Below are 21,975 nucleotides of genomic sequence, written 5' to 3' on the forward strand. Positions count from 1 at the left end.
CCGAGCCGGCGCCGGTGCTCCACGAGGGGGACCTGACGTCCGGCGCGACGCCCCGCGGCTGGAGCGCCGAGCAGTCGGTGACGCCGTCCGTGCGCGCGGCCGCCGCGTGGTCGTGGCGGTTCCTGCTCATCGTGGCCGCCGCGGCGGCGGCGCTGTGGCTCATCGGCTACTTCCAGATGATCGTGGTGGCCGTCGCCGTCGCGCTGCTGCTGACGGTGCTGCTCACCCCCGTGGCCCGGTGGCTGCGGCGGGTGGCCCGCTTCCCGCGCGCCCTGGCCTCGATCACGTCCGTGCTGCTCCTGCTCGCGGCCGTCACCGGGCTGGTCGTCATCGCCGGCCGGTCCATCGCGGCGGGCTTCGGCGACCTGTCCGACCAGGCGTCCCAGGGCGTCGACGAGGCGCTGCGGTGGCTGTCCGACGGGCCGCTCGGCATCGACACCGTCCAGCTCGACCAGCTCGTCCAGCAGGGCCGGGACCAGCTCTCCGCCAACGCCGACGCCCTGCTGTCCGGCGCGCTGTCCGTGACCACCACGGTCGGGCACGTCGCCGCCGGCGCGCTCATCGCGCTGTTCTGCACGTTCTTCTTCCTGCTCGACGGGCGCACCATCTGGTCCTGGGTGGTCGGGCTGCTGCCGTCGTCCGTGCGGGAGCGGGTGCACCAGGCCGGCCGCCGCGGCATCGTCACGCTGTCCGGCTACACCCGCACGCAGATCCTCGTCGCCCTGGTCGACGCCACGGGCATCGGCCTCGGCGCCGCGATCCTGGGGGTGCCGCTCGCGCTGCCCCTGGCGACGCTGGTGTTCGTCGGCTCGTTCATCCCGATCGTCGGCGCGATCGCGACAGGCGCCGTCGCGGTGCTGGTCGCGCTCGTCGCCAAGGGCTGGGTGATCGCGCTGATCATGCTGGGCGTCGTGCTCGCGGTGCAGCAGATCGAGGGCCACGTGCTCCAGCCGTTCCTCATGGGCCACGCGGTGTCGCTGCACCCGGTCGCGGTGCTGCTGGTCGTCGCCGCGGGGTCGATGGCCGCCGGGATCGTGGGCGCCCTGTTCGCCGTGCCGATCGCCGCCGTGCTCAACACCGTGGTGCTGTACCTGCACGGGCACGACAAGTTCCCGCAGCTCGGCACGGACGACCACCCGGACCTGCGACCACCCGGCCTGTTCTCGCGGCGCGGCGCCGGCGGGGCGGACGCCCGTGTCTGAGCGGACCGACGTGAGCTTCCTGGCAGACGCCCGGGCGGCCGCGCGCCTGCTGGACGGGGTGGCCACCCGGACGCCGGTGGAGTCGTCCCGGGCGCTGTCGCAGGTCGCCGGCGTCCCGGTGCACCTCAAGTGCGAGAACCTGCAGCGGGCCGGGTCGTTCAAGATCCGCGGCGCGTACGTGCGCATGTCGCGGCTGTCGCCCGAGGAGAAGGCCCGCGGGGTCGTCGCGGCCAGCGCCGGCAACCACGCGCAGGGCGTCGCGCTGGCCGCGCAGCTGCTCGGCATCGACGCGGTCGTGTACATGCCGGTCGACGCGGCGCTGCCGAAGATCGCCGCCACCAAGGAGTACGGGGCGGAGGTGCGCCCCCACGGGCACAGCGTCGACGAGGCGCTCGTGGCCGCCCGCGCCGAGGCCGAGCGGACCGGGCGGGTGCTCATCCACCCGTTCGACCACGCGGACATCGTCGCCGGGCAGGGCACGCTCGCGCTCGAGATCCTCGAGCAGGTGCCCGACGTCCGGACCATCGTGGTGCCGCTCGGCGGCGGCGGGCTCGCGGCCGGCATCCAGGCGGTCGTCGCGGAGGCGGCGCCCCACGTCCGGGTGATCGGCGTCCAGGCGGCCCGCGCGGCGGCGTACCCGGCGTCCCTCGTCGCGGGGGAGCCCGTGCCGGCGCCCGAGCTGCACACCATGGCCGACGGCATCGCGGTCGGCACGCCCGGACGGGTGCCGTTCGACGTGCTGCGGCGCCACGCCTGCGAGGTGCGCACCGTCTCCGAGGAGGACCTGTCCCGGGCGCTGCTGCTCGTCGCGGAGCGCGCCAAGCTGCTCGTCGAGCCGTCCGGCGCCGCCGGGGTCGCGGCCGTCATGGCCGCCGGCGCCGGCGACCTCGAGGGCCCCGTGGTGGTCGTGCTGTCCGGCGGCAACATCGACCCCCTGGTGCTGCTCCGGGTCGTCCGGCACGGGCTCGCCGTCTCCGGCCGGTACCTGCAGCTGCGGGTGCGCGTCCACGACACCCCGGGCGCGCTCGCGGGGCTGCTGCGTGAGCTCGCGGCCGCCGGTGGCAACGTCATGCACGTGTCGCACGTCCGCACCGGGGTGGACCTGGAGATCGACGAGGTCGAGATCGAGGTCCAGGTGGAGACGAAGGGCCCCGAGCACTGCGCGCGCCTCCTGCAGAGCCTGCGCGACGCCGGCTTCCGCCTGTCCGAGCACTGACCCCCTGGCGCGAGCTCGGCGCGGCCGCGAGGTCGTCAGTCCGGGCCGAGGTCGTCCCGCCCACCTGACGACCTCGGCCCGACGTGACGACCTCGCCGCCGACCCGGAGCCCAGGGCCGCGGGGCGGGAGCGGGCGGGGACGCGGCGAGGGCCCCGTCCGGCGTGCGGACGGGGCCCTCGCGGTGCCGAGCGGGTCAGCCCTCGAAGGGCTTCGCGGCCTTGATCTCGACGGGGATCTCGCGGCCGTTCGGCGCGGTGTAGGCCACCGTGTCGCCGACCTGCCGGCCGTTGATGGAGGCGCCGAGCGGCGACGTCGGGGAGAAGACCTCGATGTCCGCGCTGCCGGCGATCTCGCGGGAGCCCAGGAGGAACGTCATCTCGTCACCCGCCACGACGGCGGTCACGACCATGCCCGGCTCCACGACGCCGTCGTCCGGCGGGGTGCCGATCTGCACGTTGCGCAGCTTCTCCTTGAGCTCGCGGATGCGGGCCTCCTGCTTGGCCTGCTCCTCGCGCGCCGCGTGGTAGCCGCCGTTCTCCTTGAGGTCGCCCTCGTCACGCGCGGCGGCGATGCGCTCGGTGACCTCGGCGCGTCCCGGGCCCTCGAGGTGCTCGAGCTCCGCCTTGAGGCGGTCGTAGGCCTCCTGCGTCAGCCAGGTGGCGGCCTGCGTCGTGTCGGTCACGTCCACTCCTTCCCTGCGTGTCGCGCCCCGGCGGGGCGGGTGCACTCTGCGTCGTCCCCGGTCAGGCGTGCGCGGACCCGCGAGGTGCGTGAACGGGTGTGCCGCCGTCTCGTGGTCGCGTCGACCTGCGGCGACGTCGGGCGACGTCGGTCCGGGGGCGGCGTATGAATCGGCAATCATAGCAACGCCGGGGCTCCGGCGCGTGCGGGTCCGGCCCGGCGCCCGCGCCGCACCCGCACGGCACCGGGGCGGTCTCCCGCGCCGCACCCGCACGGCTCCCGCGCGGCGTCAGGCGGGCTCGCAGGACTCCACGACGGCGGTCACGGCCTGCTCGGCGGTGAGGATGGTCGCCGTGACCCGCTGCGTGCGCGTGCCCGCGGGGCCGACCTCGACCGTCCGGACCCCGACCTCGGCGTACCCCTCGGACAGCGCCTGCACCCGGCAGACGGCGGTGGCGTCCGGGTCCTTCGTGACGTCGAACGTCACCTCGGTCGACGTCGGGCCGTCCACGCGGAAGCCGACCTCGTCCCAGCGCACGGGCGTCCGCGCCTGCCCGACGCCCAGCCAGACCACGACCGCGAGGCCGAGCACGGCGAGCACCGCCACGGCGGCCCGCGTCGCCCGCCGGGACGTCGGCGGGCGCCCGTAGCGTCCCTCCGGGGGTGCCGGCGTCGCGGCGGCGTCTGCGGTCACGCGCTCCTCCTGCTGGTCCGCCGGGCGTCGGGGTGCGCCGGTGTCGGTGGGGTGAGGGATCATTGTCTCCCGTCCGCCGGTGCTCCGGCGGACGCCGAGGGAAGGACCACGAGCGAACGTGACCGAGCAGCTGCGCCTGATGGCCGTGCACGCCCACCCGGACGACGAGTCGAGCAAGGGCGCCGCGACGACCGCCCGGTACGCCGCCGAGGGGGTGGACGTGCTCGTCGTCACCTGCACCGGCGGCGAGCGGGGCGACGTGCTCAACCCGCACCACCCGCCGGTCGAGGGCGGCATCGAGGGCATGCGCGCGGTGCGGCGCGTCGAGATGGCCGCGGCCGCGCAGGCGCTCGGCGTCCGGCAGCACTGGCTCGGCTTCGTCGACTCCGGCCTGCCCGAGGGCGACCCGCTGCCGCCGCTGCCCGAGGGCTGCTTCGCCCTGGTCCCGCTGGAGGACGCGGCGCGGCCGCTCGTCGAGCTGGTCCGCTCGTTCCGGCCGCACGTCATCACGACGTACGACCCGACGGGCGGCTACCCGCACCCCGACCACGTGATGACCCACCGGGTCGCGGTGGAGGCGTTCCACGCGGCGGGGGACCCGGAGCGCTACCGCGGGGCCGGCGAGCCGTGGACGCCGCTGAAGCTGTACTACAACCACGGCTTCTCGATGGCCCGCATCCGCGCGGCGCACGAGGCGATGGTCGAGCGGGGCCTGGAGTCGCCGTTCGGCGAGTGGGTCGAGTCCCGCGCCGCCCGCGAGATCCCGGAGCGCGAGGTGACGACGCTGGTCCCCGTCGGCGGGTACTTCGACGCCCGGGACGCCGCGCTGCGCGCGCACGCCACGCAGATCGACCCCGAGGGGTTCTTCTTCGCGATGCCGCGCGACCTCGAGCTGCAGGTGTGGCCGCACGAGGAGTACGAGCTCGCCGAGTCGCGGGTGCCGACCACGCTGCCCGAGGACGACCTGTTCGCCGGTGTGCGCGAGGCCCGCGCATGAGCGCCGCCACGCTGATCGCCGTCGCCCACGGGGCGGTGCTGCAGGCGGGCGGCGCGCTCGGCGAGGCGGTGCACGCGGTGGTCCCGGTCCCCGTCGCGCTCCTGGTGCCGGGGGCCGCGGAGCCGTCGCCGTCGCCCAGCACGGTCGAGATCCCGCCGGAGGACCAGACGTCGCCGGGCCTGCTCGGCTTCCTGGTGACGTTCGCCGTGGCGGCCGCGGTGATCGCCCTGGCGTTCTCGCTGGTGCGGCACCTGCGCGTCGTGGAGCGCAACGCCCGCCGGCTCGAGGAGGCCGAGGCCGAGGCCGGGGGCGGCACGCCGGCGCCCGGCGTCGGTGACGCGCCCGACGACCTCCCGCCCGCCGCCCCGGCCGACGACACCGCGCCCGAGGACCGGGACCGCCCGTGACCGTCGACCCGCCCGTCCGGCCCGCCGTGCGGGTGACGCTCGGGCAGCTGCGGGTCAGCGACGACCACGACGCGAACCGCGAGGTGGTCCGGCGGGCCTTCGACACCGCGGCGCGCGCCCGGGCCGACGTGCTCGTGCTGCCGGAGTACGCCTCGGGGTTCGACCCGCGCGGCACCGGGCCGGAGCACGCCGAGCCCCTCGACGGCCCGTTCGTCTCGCTGCTGCGCGAGCGTGCCGCCGCCCACGGCGTCGCGGTGGTCGCCGGCACCACCCTCCCGGGGTCCCGGGCAGACCGTGCGGCGAACGCCGTCGTCGCGGTGGACGCCGCGGGAGCGGTCGTCGGCGTCTACCGCAAGGTGCACCTGTACGACGCGTTCGGGCACCGCGAGTCCGACCGGCTGGAGCCCGGGCCGGCCGACGCCGCCCCGCTGACGCTCGACGTCGCCGGCCTGCGGTTCGGCGTGCTCACCTGCTACGACCTGCGGTTCCCCGAGTCGGCGCGGCGCGTCGTGGACGCGGGGGCGGACGTGCTGGTGGTCCCCGCGGCGTGGGCGGCGGGTCCGCTCAAGGAGCACCACTGGCGGACGCTGGCGACGGCGCGGGCCATCGAGAACACCGCCGTGGTCCTGGCGGTCGGCCAGGCCGGGCGCGGTGTGACGGGCCGGTCGCTCGTCGTCGGCCCGGACGGCGTCGCCGGGCTCGAGCTGGGCACGGAGCCGGAGCTGCGCACGGTCGACCTGGACCCCTCGGCGCTCGCCGACGTGCGCGCGGTGAACCCGTCGCTGGACCACCGCCGGTACCGCGTCGTCCCGGTCGCCTGACCCGGACGCCGGTCAGACGCGGGGACGGCCCTCGGCGTCGAGCTGCGTGTCCGGCGCGGGCCAGAACGACCGCATGAGGTCCTCCGGGCTGAGCGCGTCGTCGGCCCCGGGGCCGGGCACCGGCTGCTCGCCCGCCAGCGCCTTGACCTCGTGGTGGATGCGCTCCATCGACGTGTCGAGCGACGCCGCCACGTCGGCCGCGAGCTTGAGCGAGTCCGTGAGGTGGCGGGGCACCTGGCCGGCGTACTTGTAGTAGATCTTGTGCTCGAGGCTCGCCCAGAAGTCCATGGCGATGGTCCGGAGCTGGATCTCCACGACGACGTCCTCGACGCGGTCGGACAGGTACACCGGCACCTGGACGATGAGGTGGAGCGACTGGTAGCCGTTCGGCTTGGGGTGGGCGATGTAGTCGCGCTCCTCGAGCAGGGTGAGGTCGCCCTGGCCGATCAGCATGTCCCGCAGCCGGTAGATGTCCGACACGAACGAGCACGTCACCCGCACGCCGGCGATGTCGAACATCTGGGAGCGCACGGCGTCCGGGTCGAGCGGGATGCCCTTGCGCCGGCACTTGGCCGCGATGGACTCGAACGACTTCAGCCGCGACCCGACGTGCTCCACGGGGTTGTCGTCCTGCATGTGGCGGAACTCGTCCCGCAGGATCGCGATCTTCGTCATGACCTCGTCGATCCCGAACTTGTACGTCAGGGCGAGGCGGCGCATCTCGCGCACCAGCGCGCGGACCTGCGCGGGGTCGGGGACGTCGCGGACGGGCTGCACGGCGGACATGACCTCCACCGTAACCGCAGAGGTCAGCGCAGCACCGCCAGCGCGGCGGCCGCGTAGTGGCAGCTGAACCCGACGACGGTGAGCAGGTGGAAGATCTCGTGGAACCCGAACCAGCGGGGGCTGGGGTTCGGCCGCTTCAACCCGTAGACGACGGCGCCGACCGTGTACGCGAGGCCGCCGGCGGCGACGAGCCACACGACCTCGGGGCCGCCGTTGGGCGCGCGACCGAACGCCGGCAGGAACCACACCGCCACCCAGCCGAGGGCGATGTACACGGGCACGTACACCCAGCGCGGGGCCCCGAGCCAGAACACGCGCGCGAGCAGCCCGACGAGCGCCCCGGACCACACGATGACGAGCAGCGTCCGGGCGGTGGCCGCCGGGAGCAGCGCCACGGCGAGCGGGGTGTAGGTGCCGGCGATGACGAGGAAGATGTTCGTGTGGTCCATGCGGCGCAGCACGCCGGCGACCCGGGGCGACCACGTGCCGCGGTGGTAGACGGCGCTGGTGCCGAACAGCAGCATCGCGGCCCCGCCGAAGACCGCCGAGGCGATCGTGAGCGGGGCGGTGGGCGCGAGCACGACCAGGACGACGGACGCGGCGGTGGCCAGCGGGAACATGCCGGCGTGGATCCACCCGCGCAGCCGCGGCTTGACGGCCTGCGCGACCTGCTCGGCGGTCTCGGTGACCTTCACGGCGCATCCCCTCCTCGGCTCGGTGACGTCGGCTGCAGCGTAACCTACGAATGCGTAGGTTACGGGTGCGTAGGTTCATGCACCCTGCACGAGTTCTCCTCCGCGCGCCCTCCGTCCGCGCGGCCGTCGGGGGTCCGCCGGGCGGTAGCGTGAGCACCGCCACCCCTCCCGGCGAAGGAGTTCCGCGCGTGCGCCTGCCCCACCCGCTCTACGGGTTGTACGAGCGTCGGCTGGCCGCCTCGCTGCCACGCGACCGGGTGCCCCGGCACGTCGGGGTCATCCTCGACGGCAACCGGCGCTGGGCCCGCCAGCTCGGGGAGTCGACCGCCACCGGGCACCGGCGCGGCGCCGACCGGATCGCGGACCTGCTGCAGTGGGGCGAGGAGGTCGGCGTCGAGGTCGTCACGCTCTGGATGCTCTCGACCGACAACCTCACGCGGGACCCCGAGGAGCTCGAGGCGCTGCTCGGCATCATCGAGGACGCCGTGCGCGAGCTCGCGGCGACGCGGCAGTGGCGGCTGCAGGCCGTCGGCTCGCTCGACCTCCTGCCGGAGCGGACGCGCGGCATCCTGCGGGACGCCGAGTCCGCGACCGCCGACGTCGCCGGGCTGCACGTGAACGTCGCGATCGGCTACGGCGGCCGCCGTGAGATCGCCGACGCGGTGCGGTCCTACCTCGCCGAGCGCGCGGCCGAGGGCGCCTCGCTGGACGAGATCGCCGCGACGTTCGACGTGGAGCACATCGCGGACCACCTGTACACGAAGGGCCAGCCCGACCCGGACCTGGTCATCCGCACCTCCGGGGAGCAGCGGCTCGGGGGGTTCATGCTCTGGCAGTCGGTGCACTCCGAGTACTACTTCTGCGAGGCGTACTGGCCGGACTTCCGGCGGGTCGACTTCCTGCGCGCCGTGCGCGACTACGCCGCGCGGGAGCGCCGGCACGGCCGGTAGGCGCCCGCCGGGTGAACATCAGGTTTCGCGCCGCGCCGCGGGCGTGTCGCGCGCGCCGCACCCCTGCCGGCCGGGCGTAGCGTCCGAGAGCAACGGACGGCGCCCGCCGTCCCGGGGAGGCCAGCCCATGGAGCATCCGCTCCGGGAGGAGGGCCGGTCGTGGCCCGACGCCCGGGCCGGCCGCCCTCGTCCCGTCACCGCGCGTCGCACCGCCCCACGGGGCACGGACGGCGCGAGGGGCCCGATGCGGCGCTGATCGGCGCCGGAGGGAGCCTGCCGTGGTCAGCAAGCTGGGAACCGCCACCACCTCGATCGAGCAGCCGGGGGAGGGGCGCCGGACACACGTCCTCGACACGTCCGTCCTGCTGTCGGACCCCCGGGCGATCCTGCGGTTCGCCGAGCACGACGTGGTGCTCCCCGTCGTCGTGATCACCGAGCTGGAGGGCAAGCGGCACCACGCCGAGCTCGGGTACTTCGCCCGCGCCGCCCTGCGGATGCTCGACGACCTGCGGGTGCAGCACGGGCGCCTGGACGCGCCGCTGCCGATCGGCGACCAGGGCGGGACGCTGCGGGTGGAGCTGAACCACATCGACCCCGGCGTGCTGCCGGCCGGGTTCCGGCTCGGCGACAACGACACCCGGATCCTGGCGTGCGCGGCCAACCTCGCGGCGGAGGGTCGCGACGTGACGGTCGTGTCGAAGGACCTGCCGATGCGCATCAAGGCCTCGGCGATCGGGCTGCGCGCCGAGGAGTACCGCCACGAGCTCGCCGTCGACTCCGGGTGGACGGGGATGGACGCGCTCGACCTCACCGAGCAGCAGATGGCGCAGCTCTGGGAGCACGACAGCCTGCCGCTCGCGGACGTCGAGGACGCGCCGTCGCTGCCGTGCCACACGGGCCTGGTGATCCACAGCCCCCGCGGCTCGGCGCTGGGCCGCGTGACGGCCGACAAGCACGTGCAGGTGGTCCGCGGCGACCAGGACGTGTTCGGGCTCCACGGCCGCAGCGCCGAGCAGCGCATCGCGATCGACCTGCTGCTGGACGAGCAGGTCGGGATCGTGTCGCTCGGCGGCCGGGCCGGGACCGGCAAGTCGGCGCTGGCGCTGTGCGCGGGGCTCGAGGCCGTGCTGGAGCGGCGGCAGCACCGCAAGGTGATGGTGTTCCGGCCGCTGTACGCGGTCGGCGGCCAGGACCTCGGCTACCTGCCGGGCAACGAGTCCGAGAAGATGAACCCCTGGGCGCAGGCGGTGTTCGACACCCTCGGTGCGGTGGTCAGCCGCGAGGTGGTCGAGGAGGTCATCGACCGCGACCTGCTCGAGGTGCTGCCGCTCACGCACATCCGCGGGCGCTCGCTGCACGACGCGTTCGTGATCGTCGACGAGGCGCAGTCGCTCGAGCGGAACGTCCTGCTCACGGTGCTGTCCCGCATCGGGCAGTCCTCGCGGGTGGTGCTCACGCACGACGTCGCCCAGCGGGACAACCTGCGGGTCGGGCGGCACGACGGCGTCGCGGCGGTCATCGAGGCGCTCAAGGGCCACCCGCTGTTCGCGCACGTCACGCTGACGCGCTCGGAGCGGTCGCCGGTGGCGGCGCTCGTGACGGAGCTGCTGGAGGGCATCGAGCTCTGAGGCGCCGGCGGGCGGGTCAGCGCGAGGTCCGCACCGGGGCCGCCTGACCCGTCCCGCTGCCGCCGCCCCCTCCGGTGCGTTCGGATCCGCACGCACCGACACGCCCGGCGTGTCCGGCCGGACGGATCCGCACCGCCGCCGCGCCGGCCGTCGCCGCACCGGGCTCGCCCGCGTGCTCCGGGCGCGCCGCGAGCACCGCGACGACGAGCCCGACGACCGCACCCGCCGCGGTGTCGAGGGCCCGGTCCAGCGCGAGCCGGGCGGGGTCCGGCGGCGCGCCGAGCGAGGTCATCAGCAGCGCCATCGGGGTGATGGTGAGCATCGCTGCCCCGTAGTGCCGCGCGACGACCAGCTCGGTGGCGGTCTGCAGCACGACGACCAGCGCCGCCACGGCCCAGAACGGCAGGTGCGCGCCGAGCAGCGGGAGCGCGAGCGCGACGCCGGCGGTGGTCCCGGCGGCGCGCTGCAGCGCCCGGACGCCCATGTGCCGGACGTGCGCGCCCTGCAGGACGGCGGTCGCGCCCATCACCGCCCAGGCGGGGTGACCCCAGCCGGCGGCGACCGCGACGGAGGCGGCGAGCGCCGCGGCCACGGCGACCGAGAGCGTGGGGGACAGCGCCGCGCCGCCCGCGGTGCCCTCCCGCACGACGTCCCGCACCCGCGGCGCGGCGCCGGCAGGGCGGCCGCCGTGCCGGCCGAGCACCCGGCCGGCGTTGCACACCAGGCAGGCGACGAGCGCGCCGCCCGCCACCGCGACCGCCCGCCCCGCCACGTCGCTCGCGCCGGTCGCCGCCGCGGCACCCGCGCCGGCGGCGAACACGAGGATCGTCGCCCCCGGCGGGCCGGTGCGCAGCGCGACGGCGCCGGCCGTGGCGCCCGCGGCGAGCAGGGTCAGCGCGGCCAGCTCGACGACCACCGGGGCGCCCGCGGCCGACAGCGCCGACATCGCGGCCACGGCGGCGGTGAGCGCCGCGCCGACCAGGGCCATGAGCCGCAGCCGCCACGCGTAGCCGCTGGAGCGCCCGTACAGCGACGCCAGCGCGCCGAGGGAGGCGTAGCCGGCCAGGTCCTGGCGGCCGAGCGCGGCGACCAGCACGAACGCCAGCGCGACGCTCGCCCCGCACCGCAGCGCCCCGCCCAGGGACTCCCGGGTGCTCGGCCCGCCGGGGCGCGGCCGGACGGCGGCGCGGAGCTGGGACGGGTGCAGGAGGGCGGCGGCGAGGGACAGGCGGTGCACCGGGCGATGCTGCCACCGAATCGTTCACGGGTAAATGATTCGTGAAGCAACTCACGCTCGGTAGGGTGGCCGCCGTGGACAGCGTGGACCGCCTGCGCGAGGACTGGGAGCGCGAGGCCCCGGCGTTCGACGTCGCGCCCATCGCGGTGGCCGGCCGGATCACCCGCATCGCCGCGCTGCTCGACGCCCGGGCCGAGGCCGCGCTCGCGGTGGCGGACCTGACCCGGGGCGAGTTCGACGTGCTGTGCGCGCTGCGCCGGGCGGGCCGCCCCCTGCGGGCCGCCGAGGTGTCGACCATCACCGCCGCCTCGCCGGCCGCGATCACCAAGCGTGCGGACGCGCTCGAGCGGGCCGGGCTGGTGGCGCGCACGACCCCGCACCGCGACCGCCGCGGCGTGCTGCTCGCGCTCACCGCGGACGGCCGCGCCGCGGTCGACCGGCTGATGCCCGAGCACCTGGCCCGGGAGGCCGAGGCGCTCGGCGCCCTCGACCCGGCCGAGGCGGCGACGCTGGCGGCCCTGCTGTCCCGGGTGCTGACGCGGGTCGAGGACGGCGCCTAGCCGGGGCCCCGCGGCCCCGGAGCGTCGGCGCCGCGCGTGCTCAGGCCCTCGGGCGGGTCATGCTCAGCAGGTCGAGGGCCTCGTCGAGCTGCTGCTCCGTGAGCTCCCCGCGGTCGACGTAGCCCAGCGCCAGCACCGCCTCCCGCACCGTGACGCCCTGCGCGACGGCGTGCTTCGCGATCTTCGCGGCGGCCTCGTAGCCGATCAGCCGGTTCAGCGGCGTGACGATCGACGGCGACGACCCCGCGTACGCGGCGCCGCGCTCCACGTCGACCTCCAGGCCGTCGACGCACCGGTCCGCGAGCACCCGGCACGCCGCCGCCAGCAGCCGCTCGGACTCCAGCACCGCCTGGCCCATGACGGGGATCTGCACGTTGAGCTCGAAGGAGCCGCTCGCGCCGCCCCAGGCGACCGTCGCGTCGTTCCCGACCACCCGGGCGGCGACCATGAGCACGGCCTCCGGGACCACCGGGTTGACCTTGCCGGGCATGATCGAGGAGCCCGGCTGGAGGTCGGGGATGCGGATCTCGCCGAGCCCCGTGTTGGGGCCGGAGCCCATCCAGCGCAGGTCGTTGCAGATCTTCGTCAGGCTGACGGCGATGGTCCGCAGCGCGCCCGACAGCTCGACCAGCCCGTCGCGGGCGCCCTGCGCCTCGAAGTGGTCGCGCGCCTCGGTGAGCGGCAGCCCCGTGTCCTGCGCGAGCAGCGCGATGACCCGCTGCGGGAAGCCGGCCGGGGTGTTGATGCCGGTGCCGACCGCCGTGCCGCCGAGCGGGACCTCCGCGACGCGGGGGAGCGCCGCCTGCACCCGCTCGACGCCCCGGCGGACTGCGGCCGCGTACCCCCCGAACTCCTGGCCGAACGTGACCGGGGTGGCGTCCATGAGGTGCGTGCGGCCGGACTTCACGTCGCCGGCGTGGCGCTCGGCGAGCCGCTCGAACGAGACGGCGAGGTGCTCGAGGGCGGGCACCAGGTCCTGCACCGCGCCCGCCGTCGCGGCGACGTGCACGGACGTCGGGAACACGTCGTTGGAGGACTGGGAGGCGTTGACGTGGTCGTTCGGGTGCACGTCCGCGCCCAGCGCCCGCGACGCGAGCGTCGCCAGCACCTCGTTCATGTTCATGTTCGAGGACGTGCCCGAGCCGGTCTGGAAGACGTCCACCGGGAAGTGCGCGTCGTGCCGGCCGTCGGCGACCTCGTCCGCCGCGGCGGCGACCGCGTCCGCGACGGCGCGGTCCAGGATGCCGAGCTCGGCGTTCGCCAGGGCCGCGGCCTTCTTGATGCGCGCCAGGGCGGCGATGTGGCCGCGCTCCAGCGTCGTCCCGCTGATCGGGAAGTTCTCGACGGCGCGCTGGGTCTGCGCGCGGTACAGCGCGGCGGCGGGGACGCGGACCTCGCCCATCGTGTCGTGCTCGGTGCGGTACTGGACGTCGTCGTCGGCGTGCAGGCTCATGCGCGGCATCCTGCCACCGCCGCGTGCCGCCGGCCCGGCCGTCCGGGACCTTCGTCCCGGGTTATGGCGCACGTCACACCCGCCGGTGGCGCGGGGCGTGGCGTGGCCGGCGCGCCGGGCGTGCGGGCGCGCCCGTCAGGCGGCGGGCCGGTCGCCCACCTCGCCCACGGCCGTCGTCAGCCGCGCCCGCCCGTCGGCCAGCGCGTACTCCACGCCCACCACCGCGCACCGGCCGGCGTCGATCGCCTCCGCGAGCGTCACCGAGTACGAGCGCAGCATGTCGACGGTGTGCCGCACGTGCTCGTGCCCGAGCTCGGCGGGGTCGACCGTCGCGAGGTCCCGCGGCCGCCCGTCGGCGTCCGGGCCGTGGGCGAGCGACACGATGCTCGGGATCACGCGGTCGACCACGGCCCGCACGAAGCCGCGCGGCAGCTCCCCGGTGGTCAGCGCGGCCGTCGCCGCCGCCACCGCCCCGCACGAGTCGTGCCCCAGGACGACCACGAGGGAGGCCCCCAACACCTCGACGCCGTACTCGATGGAGCCGATGACGGTCGTGTCGAGCACGTGGCCCGCCGTCCGGACGACGAACACGTCGCCGAGACCCTGGTCGAAGATGATCTCGGCCGCGACGCGGCTGTCCGAGCAGCCGAAGACGACCGCGAACGGCGCCTGCCCGGTGCTCACCTCGGCGCGCCGGTCGATGCCCTGGGACGGGTGCTCCATCTCGCCGCGGACGAACCGGTCGTTGCCGTCGCGCAGCGCGGACCAGGCCTCGGCGGGGGTCGTGGGGTGTGCCATGGCGGTCATGATCGCACCGCCCGGCGGGTGCGCGCCCGCGGGGCCCGGCAGGCGCCCGGCAGGCGCCCGGCCTGGATCCGTCCGCGCGGCCCCGACGCGCCTTCCGGTGGCAGGACCGTCCGGAGCCGGGTAGCACTTGGGGGGACGCGTGGCGGACGCCGCGGGTGCGCAGGTCGGGCGCCCCGGGGCACCAGGGGAGGGAGCGGTGAGGGTGCGCAGACGATCGAGGGGGATCGCCGCGGGAGCCGTGCTCGCGCTCGGCGTGGGGCTCGCGGCGTGCGCCCCGGCCGACGACACCCCCGTGCTGACCTGGTACACCAACCCCGACGCGGGCGGGCAGGCGGCGCTCGCGCAGCAGTGCACCGAGGAGGCGGACGGCGCCTACCGCATCGAGGTGTCCGTGCTGCCCCGCGAGGCCAGCGCCCAGCGCGAGCAGCTCGCCCGGCGCCTCGCCGCCTCGGACTCCTCGATCGACCTCATGAGCCTCGACCCGCCGTTCATCCCCGAGCTGGCGAACGCGGGGTTCCTCGCGCCGGTGCCGCCGGAGGTCGCCGACCGGGTCAGCCAGGACGTCGCCGAGGGCGCGCTGCAGGGAGCGTCCTGGGGCGACGAGCTGGTGACCGTGCCGTTCTGGGCGAACACGCAGCTGCTGTGGTTCCGGACGTCCGTCGCCGAGGCCGCCGGTCTCGACATGTCGCAGCCGGTGACGTGGGACCAGGTGATGGACGCGGCCCGCGACCAGGACAAGCGCCTCGGCGTGCAGGGCGTCAAGGCCGAGGCCTACACCGTCTGGATCAACGCGCTGGTCGAGTCGGCGGGCGGGCACATCGTCGAGACGCCCGAGGCGGACGCCCAGGACGTCGAGCTGGGGCTGGACTCCGAGGCCGGGCGCGAGGCGGCGCGGATCATCGGGGAGATCGGCTCCGAGGGGCTCGGCGGGCCCGGCCTCCCGACGCAGGACGAGAACGCCTCCCTCTCGCAGTTCCAGGGGGACAGCGGGTCGTTCATGGTGAACTGGCCGTTCGTGTGGCCGGCCATGCAGGGCGCGGTCGAGGACGGCACGCTCGACCAGGAGCTGCTCGACGACGTCGGCTGGGCGGTCTACCCGCAGGTCGTCGAGGGCGAGGACGCCGCGCCGCCGTACGGCGGGATCAACCTCGGCGTCGGGGCGTTCAGCGAGCACGTCGACGAGGCGTACGAGGCCGCGGTGTGCATCACGACGCCCGAGAACCAGGCGGCGTACTTCGTCTCCGACGGCAACCCGCCCGCCAGCACCGTCGCCTACGACGACCCCGACGTGCAGGAGACGTTCCCCATGGCGGACGTCATCCGGCAGTCGCTGGAGCAGGCGGCGCCCCGCCCGCAGACCCCGTACTACAACGAGGTCTCCCAGGGCCTCGTCGAGACCTGGCACCCGCCGGCCTCCGTCGACCCGGACTCCACGCCGCAGGAGTCGACCGACTTCATCACTGCCGTGCTGCGAGGGGAGCGCCTGCTGTGAACCGACGCGAGGACGCGCGCCCCGCCGGACCCGAGGGGGCGCCGAGATGAGCACCGAGGTCACCGGCGCGACGGCGGGCGTCGCCGCGCGCAGCACCCGCGGGTCCGGGCCCGGGCGGTCCGGCAAGCCGCGCCGCAGCGACCGGGCGCGGGCCGAGGCGCGGCTCGGGTGGCTGCTCGCCGGGCCGGCGTTCGTGGTGATGCTCGCGGTCACCGCCTACCCGATCCTGCAGGCGGTCTACGAGTCGCTGTTCCGCAACCGGCTCACCGCCCCGGGCGACCGGGCGTTCGTCGGGCTCGGCAACTACGCGGTGATCCTCACCGACCCCGTGTTCTGGGGCTCGCTGCTGGTCACGACGATCATCATGCTGGTCACCGTCGCCATCGAGCTGGTGCTCGGGTTCGCGCTCGCGCTCGTCATGCACCGGGCGATCACGCGCCTGCGCGGGCTGCTGCGCACCGCGATCCTCGTGCCCTACGGGATCATCACCGTCGTCTCGGCGTTCGCGTGGTTCTACGCGTTCGCCATCGACTCCGGGTACGTGAACCACTGGTTCGACTGGGTGCCCGGCATCAGCCCCGACCTCAACTGGTTCGCCGGCACCGGCACCAGCCTGTTCGTCATCATCGCGTCCGAGGTCTGGAAGACCACGCCGTTCATCTCGCTGCTGCTGCTCGCCGGCCTCGCGCAGGTCCCGGGCGACCTCGAGGAGGCCGCGCAGGTCGACGGTGCGACGTGGTGGCAGCGGATGAAGCGCGTCGTCCTGCCGAACATGAAGGCCGCGATCATGGTCGCCGTCCTGTTCCGGGCGCTCGACGCGTTCCGCATCTTCGACAACGTCTTCATCATGACGAACGGCGCGAACAACACCACGGTGCTGTCGCTGCTGGCCTACCGGACGTCCATCAGCCGGCTCGAGATCGGTCTCGGGTCCGCGATCTCCGTGCTGCTGTTCGTGTGCGTCCTGATCATCTGCTTCATCGCGATCAAGATCTTCAAGGTCGACCTGGCCGGCGCGAGGGGGGACCGCTGATGGGTGCCATGTCCGGCCGGCAGAAGGTCGCCTGGGCGGCGATCACGCTCGCGGTGCTGATCTACGCGCTGTTCCCCGTCGCGTCCATCCTCGCGACGTCGTTCAAGCTGTCGAGCGACCTCAACACCGGGACGTTCCTGCCGAGCACGTGGACGCTGGGCAACTACGAGCAGATCCTCGCGCCCGACGGGTCCGCGCAGGACCTGTTCCTGTCGTCGCTGCGCAACTCCGTCGGCATCTCCCTGATCGCCACGGCCATCTCGGTGGTGCTGTCGACGCTCGCCGCCTACGCCATCGCGCGGCTGCAGTTCCCCGGCCGCAAGCTGATCCTCACCACGGCGCTCGCGGTGTCGATCTTCCCGGTCATCTCGATCGTCACGCCGCTGTTCAACCTCTGGCGGTCCATCGGGCTGTACGACACCTGGCCCGGCCTGGTGATCCCGTACCTGTCGCTCACGCTGCCGATCTCCATCTGGACGCTCACCGCGTTCTTCCGGCAGATCCCGTGGGAGCTCGAGCAGGCGGCGCAGGTGGACGGCGCCACCACCTGGCAGGCGTTCCGCAAGGCGATCGTCCCGCTGGCCGCGCCCGGCGTGTTCACCACGGCGCTGATCGCGTTCTTCATCGCCTGGAACGACTTCGTGTACGGGATCTCGCTCACGTCCACCGAGGCCGCGCGCCCCGTCCCCGCGGCGCTGGCGTTCTTCGCCGGCGCCTCCCAGTTCGAGGAGCCGACCGGGGCCATCTCCGCCGCCGCGGTCGTCGTCACCGTGCCCGTGGTCGTGCTGGTGCTGCTGTTCCAGCGCCAGATCGTCTCCGGGCTGACCCAGGGCGCCGTCAAGGGCTGACGCCCCGCCGCACGAGGAGGAACCCCATGGCATCCATCACCCTGACGGACATCGTCAAGGAGTACGGCGACGGCTACCCGGCGGTCAACGGCGTCAGCCTCGACATCAAGGACGGGGAGTTCGTCATCCTCGTCGGGCCGTCCGGCTGCGGGAAGTCGACGCTGCTCCGGATGATCGTCGGCCTCGAGGACATCACGTCCGGCGAGCTGAGGATCGGCGACGAGGTCGTCAACGACAAGGCCCCGCGTGACCGGCACCTGGCGATGGTGTTCCAGAACTACGCGCTGTACCCGCACCTGACGGTGTTCGAGAACATCGCGTTCCCGCTGCGGCTGCAGAAGGGGAAGTTCACGGAGGACGAGATCCGCTCGCACGTCGAGTTCGCCGCCGACACCCTGGAGCTGCGCGAGCACCTGGACCGCAAGCCCGCGAACCTGTCCGGCGGCCAGCGGCAGCGCGTCGCGATGGGCCGGGCGATCGTCCGGGACGCGCGCGCGTTCCTGTTCGACGAGCCGCTGTCGAACCTCGACGCCAAGCTGCGCGGCCAGATGCGCACCGAGATCGCCCGGATGCAGCGCCGGCTCGGCACCACCACCGTCTACGTCACGCACGACCAGACGGAGGCCATGACGCTCGGCGACCGGGTCGCGGTGCTCCGCAAGGGCGAGCTGCAGCAGGTCGCGAGCCCGCGGGCGCTGTACGAGCAGCCCGTGAACCTGTTCGTCGCCGGGTTCATCGGGTCGCCGCCGATGAACTTCATGCCGGGCGAGGTGCGCGGCGACTCCCTGGTGCTGCCGTTCGCCGAGGTGCCGCTCACGGACGACCTGCGGCAGCGCATCGACGGCCGCGAGCTGGTCATCGTCGGGCTGCGCCCCGAGCACGTCGAGGACGCGCGCGTGATGGACGACGCCAAGCGGGACGGCGGCGTGCGGTTCGAGGCGGACGTGGACGTCGTCGAGTGGCTCGGCGCCGAGCTGTACGCGTACATCCCGTTCGAGACCCACGCCGACGTCGCGGCGAAGCTCGAGGAGCTCGACCGGGACCTCGACGGCGAGGGCATGCGGACGCAGGTCGTCGTCGCGCTCGGGTCGGAGAGCCGCGTGCGGGACGGCAGCCGCGCCGAGCTGTGGTTCGAGCCGCGCCGGCTGCTGGTGTTCGACCCGGAGTCCGGCGAGAACCTCACGTACGACGACGAGGCGGCAAAGCGGATCGACGCCGAGACGGAGGAGGACCGCCGGGCCGCGCTGGAGCGGGCGCACCGCGACGCGGAGCGCTCGGACGACGGCGCGGCGTCGGACGGCCGCCCGTCCGGCCGCGAGCCGTCCGGAGAGCGCGAGCCGTCCGGCGGCGCCGAGCAGTCCGGCGGCCGCGAACCGTCAGCGGGCCGGCACCGCCAGGCAGGCTGAGCTCCGCCGTCGAGGTCGTCAGCCCGGGCCGAGGTCGTCAGGTCCGCGTGACGACCTCGGCCGGACGTGACGACCTCGGGCGGGGGCTGGGCCCGCCGGGAGGGTCAGGCCTCGCCCAGCTCCGCGGACGTGGGCGGGTTCGCGCCGGCGCGGGACACCGTGATCGCGGCGATCGCCACGCAGCGCGCCAGCACCCGCTCGACCGTCGCCACGTCGACCGCCCGGAGCCGGTCGCGGGCGTCCGCGCCGAGCAGGCCCGCGGTCCACAGGCCGTCGACCAGCCCCGCCATGAACGAGTCGCCGGCGCCGACCGTGTCCGCGACCTGCACCCGCGGTGCCGTGACGGTCAGCTCGTCGCCGCCCGCGGTGACCGCCAGCGCGCCCTCGCCGCCCAGCGTGACGACGACCAGCGCCGGCCCGCGCCCGACCCAGTCGCGCGCGACCTCCACCGGGGCGACGCCCGGGTGCAGCCAGCCGAGGTCCTCGTCCGACACCTTGACGACGTCCGCCAGCCCGACGAGCCGCTCCACGACGGGCAGCGTCCGCTCCGGCGAGCCCATGAGCGCGGGCCTCAGGTTCGGGTCGTACGTCAGCGTGGCGGTCGCACGCCGGTCGGCGAGCAGCCGCGCGACCGCCTCGCCGCCCGGCTCGATGACCGTGGCGATGGAGCCGGTGTGCACGACGAGCGCCTCGCCGTCGCCCTCGTCCCAGCGGTCGGGCAGGTCCCACGTGAGGTCGAACTCGTAGCTCGCGACACCGGCCTCGTCGACGTGCGCGCGGGCGACCGGGGTCCGCTCGGGACGCCGGTCGCCGGCCAGCACGTGGACGCCGGAGGACTCCAGGTGCGCGCGCACCAGGTCGCCGTGCGCGTCGTCGCCGAGCCAGGTCAGCAGGTCCACCTGGCGCCCGAGCCGCCCGAGGCCGATCGCGACGTTCGCGGGGCTGCCGCCGGGGTGCTCGGCGGGCTCGTCGCCCGGCCGCAGCACGACGTCGACGAGGGCCTCCCCGACGACGAGGGCGCGGGAGGTGGCGGGGGCGGACTGCTCGGACATGCTGCTCCTTCGGTCCGGCTGCGGTGCCGGGGGACGGTCTCGGTCGGGGTCGGGCGGATCAGGGACCGGGCGGCCGGCGCCCGCGGACGGTCAGGCCGGGCGGCCCTCGCCGGCCGGCGCGTCGGGGGCGTCGTCGGAGGTCCGGGCGGCGTCCAGCCGGGCCCGCGCGCCGTCGAGCCACTCCTGGCAGCGCGCGGCGAGCGCCTCGCCGCGCTCCCACAGCGACAGCGACCCCTCCAGGGTCGCGCCACCGGCCTCCAGGCGGGAGACGACGGCGACCAGCTCGTCACGGGCCTGCTCGTAGGACAGCTCGGCGACGCCCGGGGCGTCCGGTGCGGGGGTGGTGGCGCTCACGGGTCCCATCTAACCAACGACCGAGGACACCCGGCCCGGGACACCGGTCCGGGGACGCGCGGCGCGCCTCCCGGACCCGGCCGTCGAGCCGGTGCCAGGGGAGCGCCGCGCGCCGCCCGGCCCGTGCGCCGTCGCCGGGCCGTCCCGGCGCCGCCGCCCGCGGTCAGGAGCCGGCGGCCCCGCCCGACGCGGCGTCAGCGCCCGCCGCGGTGTCCGCGTCGGCGGGCCGGCGCCGGCCCGGTGCCACGGCCACCACCGACGCGATGAGCTCGCCGCGGGCCAGCCGCACGCGCAGCGAGTCCTTCGCGGCGACGCTCGTGGCGTCCCGCACCACCGCCCCGTCGGCGGTCTGGACGACGGCGTAGCCGCGCTCCAGGGTGGCCGCCGGCGACAGCGCCCTGACCTGGGCCGCCAGGGACCGGACCTGCGCGGCCCCGCCGGTGAGCGCGTGGTCCAGGCAGCGTCGCGCGGTCTCCCGCAGCCGGTGCACGTCCGCCTCGCGCGCCTCCACCATCGTGCCGGGGCGCGCGAGGACGGGGCGGCTGCGCACCTGCTCGAGCCCGGCGGCCTCCCGCGCCACCCGGTGCTCCACCGCGGCCCGGATGCGCGACCGGGCCTGCGCCACCCGCGCCCGCTCCTCGCCGACGTCCGGGACGATGCGCTTCGCGGCGTCCGTCGGGGTGGACGCGCGGTAGTCCGCCACGAGGTCGAGCAGCGGGGTGTCCGTCTCGTGCCCGATGGCCGACACCAGGGGCGTGCGGCACGCCGCCGCCGCCCGCACGAGCGCCTCGTTGCTGAACGGCAGCAGGTCCTCCACGGAGCCGCCGCCGCGCGCGACCACGACGACCTCCACCCGCGGGTCCGCGTCGAGCTCGGCGATCGCCCGGCTCACCTGCGGGACGGCGCCCGCGCCCTGGACCGCGACCTCCCGGATCACGAACTCGACCTGGGGCCAGCGGGCGCGGGCGTTCACGACGACGTCGTGCTCGGCCTTGGACTCCCGGCCGCACACCAGGCCGACGACCCGCGGGAGGAACGGCAGCGCGACCTTGCGCTCGGCGTCGAACAGCCCCTCGGCGGCCAGCACGCGCTTGAGGTGCTCGATGCGGGCGAGCAGCTCGCCGATCCCCACCGCCCGGACCTCGTCGGCGTTGAGCTGCAGCGTGCCGCGCTTGGTCCAGAACGTCGGGCGGGCGTGCACCACGACGTGCGCGCCCTCGCTGAGCGGCGTCGCCACCGAGGCCAGCACCTGGGCGGGCAGCGACACGGGCAGCGACATGTCCGTGTCCGTGTCGCGCAGCGTGAGGAACGCGATCCCCGCGCCGGGGCGCCGGTTGAGCTGCACGACCTGGCCCTCGACCCAGAGCGGGGACATCTTCGCGACGTAGTCGGCGATCTTCACGGACAGCAGCCGCACCGGCCACGGGCGCTCCGCCGTCGTGTCGAGGGCCCGGGCGGGCAGGTCCGTCGGGGGCGTCCCCGGGCGCGGGCCGGCGGCGGTGCGCGGGACGTCGGGGGAGGGCTGCTGCACGCACCCACCCTGCCACGCCGCCCCGACACCCCGGCGCGGTCGCCGCTGCCCGGCCGCCCGGCGCGACCGGGTGCCGCCCGGTCGCCGCCCGGTCGTCGCCGGGTGCCCGGCGCCTAGACTGGCG

General features: G+C 75.3%; 22 protein-coding genes. 12 read left to right on the forward strand and 10 right to left on the reverse strand.

The window, feature by feature from the left end:
• Positions 1 to 32 precede the first annotated feature (32 nt).
• Entirely contained in the window at positions 33 to 1,202 is a 1,170-nt protein-coding gene (locus AAHH18_RS10805) for an AI-2E family transporter (RefSeq protein ID WP_343301644.1), read from the forward strand.
• Positions 1,203 to 1,212: 10 nt separating this feature from the next.
• Positions 1,213 to 2,418 carry a threonine ammonia-lyase gene (ilvA, locus tag AAHH18_RS10810; protein WP_343301617.1) on the forward strand — a complete coding sequence of 402 codons (1,206 nt, stop codon included), beginning with the start codon at positions 1,213 to 1,215 and terminating at the stop codon, positions 2,416 to 2,418.
• Between the two features lie 194 nt (positions 2,419 to 2,612).
• On the opposite strand, the gene greA is transcribed toward ilvA, so the two are convergent.
• Positions 2,613 to 3,101 (reverse strand): transcription elongation factor GreA, encoded by a 489-nt coding sequence (gene greA, locus AAHH18_RS10815; RefSeq protein WP_222171571.1) that lies wholly within the window; start codon positions 3,099 to 3,101, stop codon positions 2,613 to 2,615.
• A 288-nt stretch (positions 3,102 to 3,389) separates the two neighbouring features.
• Positions 3,390 to 3,794 (reverse strand): DUF4307 domain-containing protein, encoded by a 405-nt coding sequence (locus tag AAHH18_RS10820; RefSeq protein ID WP_283321143.1) that lies wholly within the window; start codon positions 3,792 to 3,794, stop codon positions 3,390 to 3,392.
• Positions 3,795 to 3,933: 139 nt separating this feature from the next.
• Here AAHH18_RS10820 and mca point away from each other — a divergent pair, with 139 nt between their 5' ends.
• From mca to AAHH18_RS10835, 3 genes are read left to right on the forward strand one after another with little or no spacing between them, the layout of a single operon-like run.
• Positions 3,934 to 4,791, forward strand: a complete 858-nt coding sequence (gene mca / locus AAHH18_RS10825) for a mycothiol conjugate amidase Mca (protein WP_283321875.1) — start codon at positions 3,934 to 3,936, stop codon at positions 4,789 to 4,791.
• The gene (locus AAHH18_RS10830) at positions 4,788 to 5,198 is read left to right on the forward strand and encodes a hypothetical protein (protein WP_343301618.1); all 411 of its coding nucleotides are present in this window, start codon (positions 4,788 to 4,790) and stop codon (positions 5,196 to 5,198) included. Before mca ends, AAHH18_RS10830 begins: the two co-directional genes overlap by 4 nt.
• Positions 5,195 to 6,019, forward strand: a complete 825-nt coding sequence (locus AAHH18_RS10835) for a nitrilase-related carbon-nitrogen hydrolase (RefSeq protein ID WP_343301619.1) — start codon at positions 5,195 to 5,197, stop codon at positions 6,017 to 6,019. The genes AAHH18_RS10830 and AAHH18_RS10835 overlap by 4 nt, the downstream gene beginning before the upstream one ends.
• A gap of 12 nt (positions 6,020 to 6,031) precedes the next feature.
• Here the strand turns inward: AAHH18_RS10835 and AAHH18_RS10840 are convergent, their stop codons facing one another.
• Positions 6,032 to 6,805, reverse strand: a complete 774-nt coding sequence (locus AAHH18_RS10840) for a GTP pyrophosphokinase (RefSeq protein ID WP_343301620.1) — start codon at positions 6,803 to 6,805, stop codon at positions 6,032 to 6,034.
• 23 nt (positions 6,806 to 6,828) lie between these two features.
• Positions 6,829 to 7,500, reverse strand: coding sequence for a PAQR family membrane homeostasis protein TrhA (trhA, locus tag AAHH18_RS10845; RefSeq protein ID WP_343301621.1), 672 nt, complete (start codon positions 7,498 to 7,500; stop codon positions 6,829 to 6,831).
• A 188-nt stretch (positions 7,501 to 7,688) separates the two neighbouring features.
• Between trhA and AAHH18_RS10850 the strand changes: the two genes are divergently transcribed.
• Entirely contained in the window at positions 7,689 to 8,450 is a 762-nt protein-coding gene (locus AAHH18_RS10850; protein ID WP_283321138.1) for an isoprenyl transferase, read from the forward strand.
• 278 nt (positions 8,451 to 8,728) lie between these two features.
• Positions 8,729 to 10,078: a PhoH family protein gene (locus tag AAHH18_RS10855; RefSeq protein WP_283321137.1), complete on the forward strand. Its 1,350-nt coding sequence runs from the start codon at positions 8,729 to 8,731 to the stop codon at positions 10,076 to 10,078.
• 16 nt (positions 10,079 to 10,094) lie between these two features.
• On the opposite strand, the gene AAHH18_RS10860 is transcribed toward AAHH18_RS10855, so the two are convergent.
• Positions 10,095 to 11,315 carry an FUSC family protein gene (locus AAHH18_RS10860; protein ID WP_343301622.1) on the reverse strand — a complete coding sequence of 407 codons (1,221 nt, stop codon included), beginning with the start codon at positions 11,313 to 11,315 and terminating at the stop codon, positions 10,095 to 10,097.
• Between the two features lie 74 nt (positions 11,316 to 11,389).
• Here AAHH18_RS10860 and AAHH18_RS10865 point away from each other — a divergent pair, with 74 nt between their 5' ends.
• Positions 11,390 to 11,875, forward strand: a complete 486-nt coding sequence (locus tag AAHH18_RS10865) for a MarR family winged helix-turn-helix transcriptional regulator (protein ID WP_343301623.1) — start codon at positions 11,390 to 11,392, stop codon at positions 11,873 to 11,875.
• Between the two features lie 40 nt (positions 11,876 to 11,915).
• Here AAHH18_RS10865 and AAHH18_RS10870 read toward each other — a convergent pair whose 3' ends face one another.
• Both AAHH18_RS10870 and AAHH18_RS10875 read right to left on the reverse strand, forming a co-directional pair.
• On the reverse strand, positions 11,916 to 13,328 hold the full coding sequence (locus AAHH18_RS10870) for a class II fumarate hydratase (RefSeq protein ID WP_343301624.1): 1,413 nt from the start codon (positions 13,326 to 13,328) through the stop codon (positions 11,916 to 11,918).
• A 135-nt stretch (positions 13,329 to 13,463) separates the two neighbouring features.
• Positions 13,464 to 14,126, reverse strand: coding sequence for a carbonic anhydrase (locus AAHH18_RS10875; protein WP_283321133.1), 663 nt, complete (start codon positions 14,124 to 14,126; stop codon positions 13,464 to 13,466).
• Between the two features lie 211 nt (positions 14,127 to 14,337).
• Here AAHH18_RS10875 and AAHH18_RS10880 point away from each other — a divergent pair, with 211 nt between their 5' ends.
• From AAHH18_RS10880 to AAHH18_RS10895, 4 genes are read left to right on the forward strand one after another with little or no spacing between them, the layout of a single operon-like run.
• Positions 14,338 to 15,627 carry a sugar ABC transporter substrate-binding protein gene (locus AAHH18_RS10880; RefSeq protein WP_343301625.1) on the forward strand — a complete coding sequence of 430 codons (1,290 nt, stop codon included), beginning with the start codon at positions 14,338 to 14,340 and terminating at the stop codon, positions 15,625 to 15,627.
• Positions 15,628 to 15,673: 46 nt separating this feature from the next.
• Entirely contained in the window at positions 15,674 to 16,660 is a 987-nt protein-coding gene (locus AAHH18_RS10885) for a carbohydrate ABC transporter permease (protein WP_343301626.1), read from the forward strand.
• A gap of 8 nt (positions 16,661 to 16,668) precedes the next feature.
• On the forward strand, positions 16,669 to 17,508 hold the full coding sequence (locus AAHH18_RS10890) for a carbohydrate ABC transporter permease (protein ID WP_459349120.1): 840 nt from the start codon (positions 16,669 to 16,671) through the stop codon (positions 17,506 to 17,508).
• A gap of 26 nt (positions 17,509 to 17,534) precedes the next feature.
• Positions 17,535 to 18,914, forward strand: a complete 1,380-nt coding sequence (locus AAHH18_RS10895; protein ID WP_343301627.1) for an ABC transporter ATP-binding protein — start codon at positions 17,535 to 17,537, stop codon at positions 18,912 to 18,914.
• Between the two features lie 104 nt (positions 18,915 to 19,018).
• Here AAHH18_RS10895 and AAHH18_RS10900 read toward each other — a convergent pair whose 3' ends face one another.
• The 3 genes from AAHH18_RS10900 to xseA form a co-directional block, all read right to left on the reverse strand.
• The gene (locus tag AAHH18_RS10900) at positions 19,019 to 19,966 is read right to left on the reverse strand and encodes a carbohydrate kinase family protein (protein WP_343301628.1); all 948 of its coding nucleotides are present in this window, start codon (positions 19,964 to 19,966) and stop codon (positions 19,019 to 19,021) included.
• Between the two features lie 90 nt (positions 19,967 to 20,056).
• On the reverse strand, positions 20,057 to 20,329 hold the full coding sequence (locus AAHH18_RS10905) for an exodeoxyribonuclease VII small subunit (RefSeq protein ID WP_459349116.1): 273 nt from the start codon (positions 20,327 to 20,329) through the stop codon (positions 20,057 to 20,059).
• A 154-nt stretch (positions 20,330 to 20,483) separates the two neighbouring features.
• Positions 20,484 to 21,851: an exodeoxyribonuclease VII large subunit gene (gene xseA / locus AAHH18_RS10910; RefSeq protein WP_459349117.1), complete on the reverse strand. Its 1,368-nt coding sequence runs from the start codon at positions 21,849 to 21,851 to the stop codon at positions 20,484 to 20,486.
• Positions 21,852 to 21,975 lie beyond the last annotated feature (124 nt).

The sequence above is a fragment of the Cellulomonas olei genome (assembly GCF_039548315.1).
Taxonomy (GTDB): Bacteria; Actinomycetota; Actinomycetes; order Actinomycetales; family Cellulomonadaceae; genus Cellulomonas.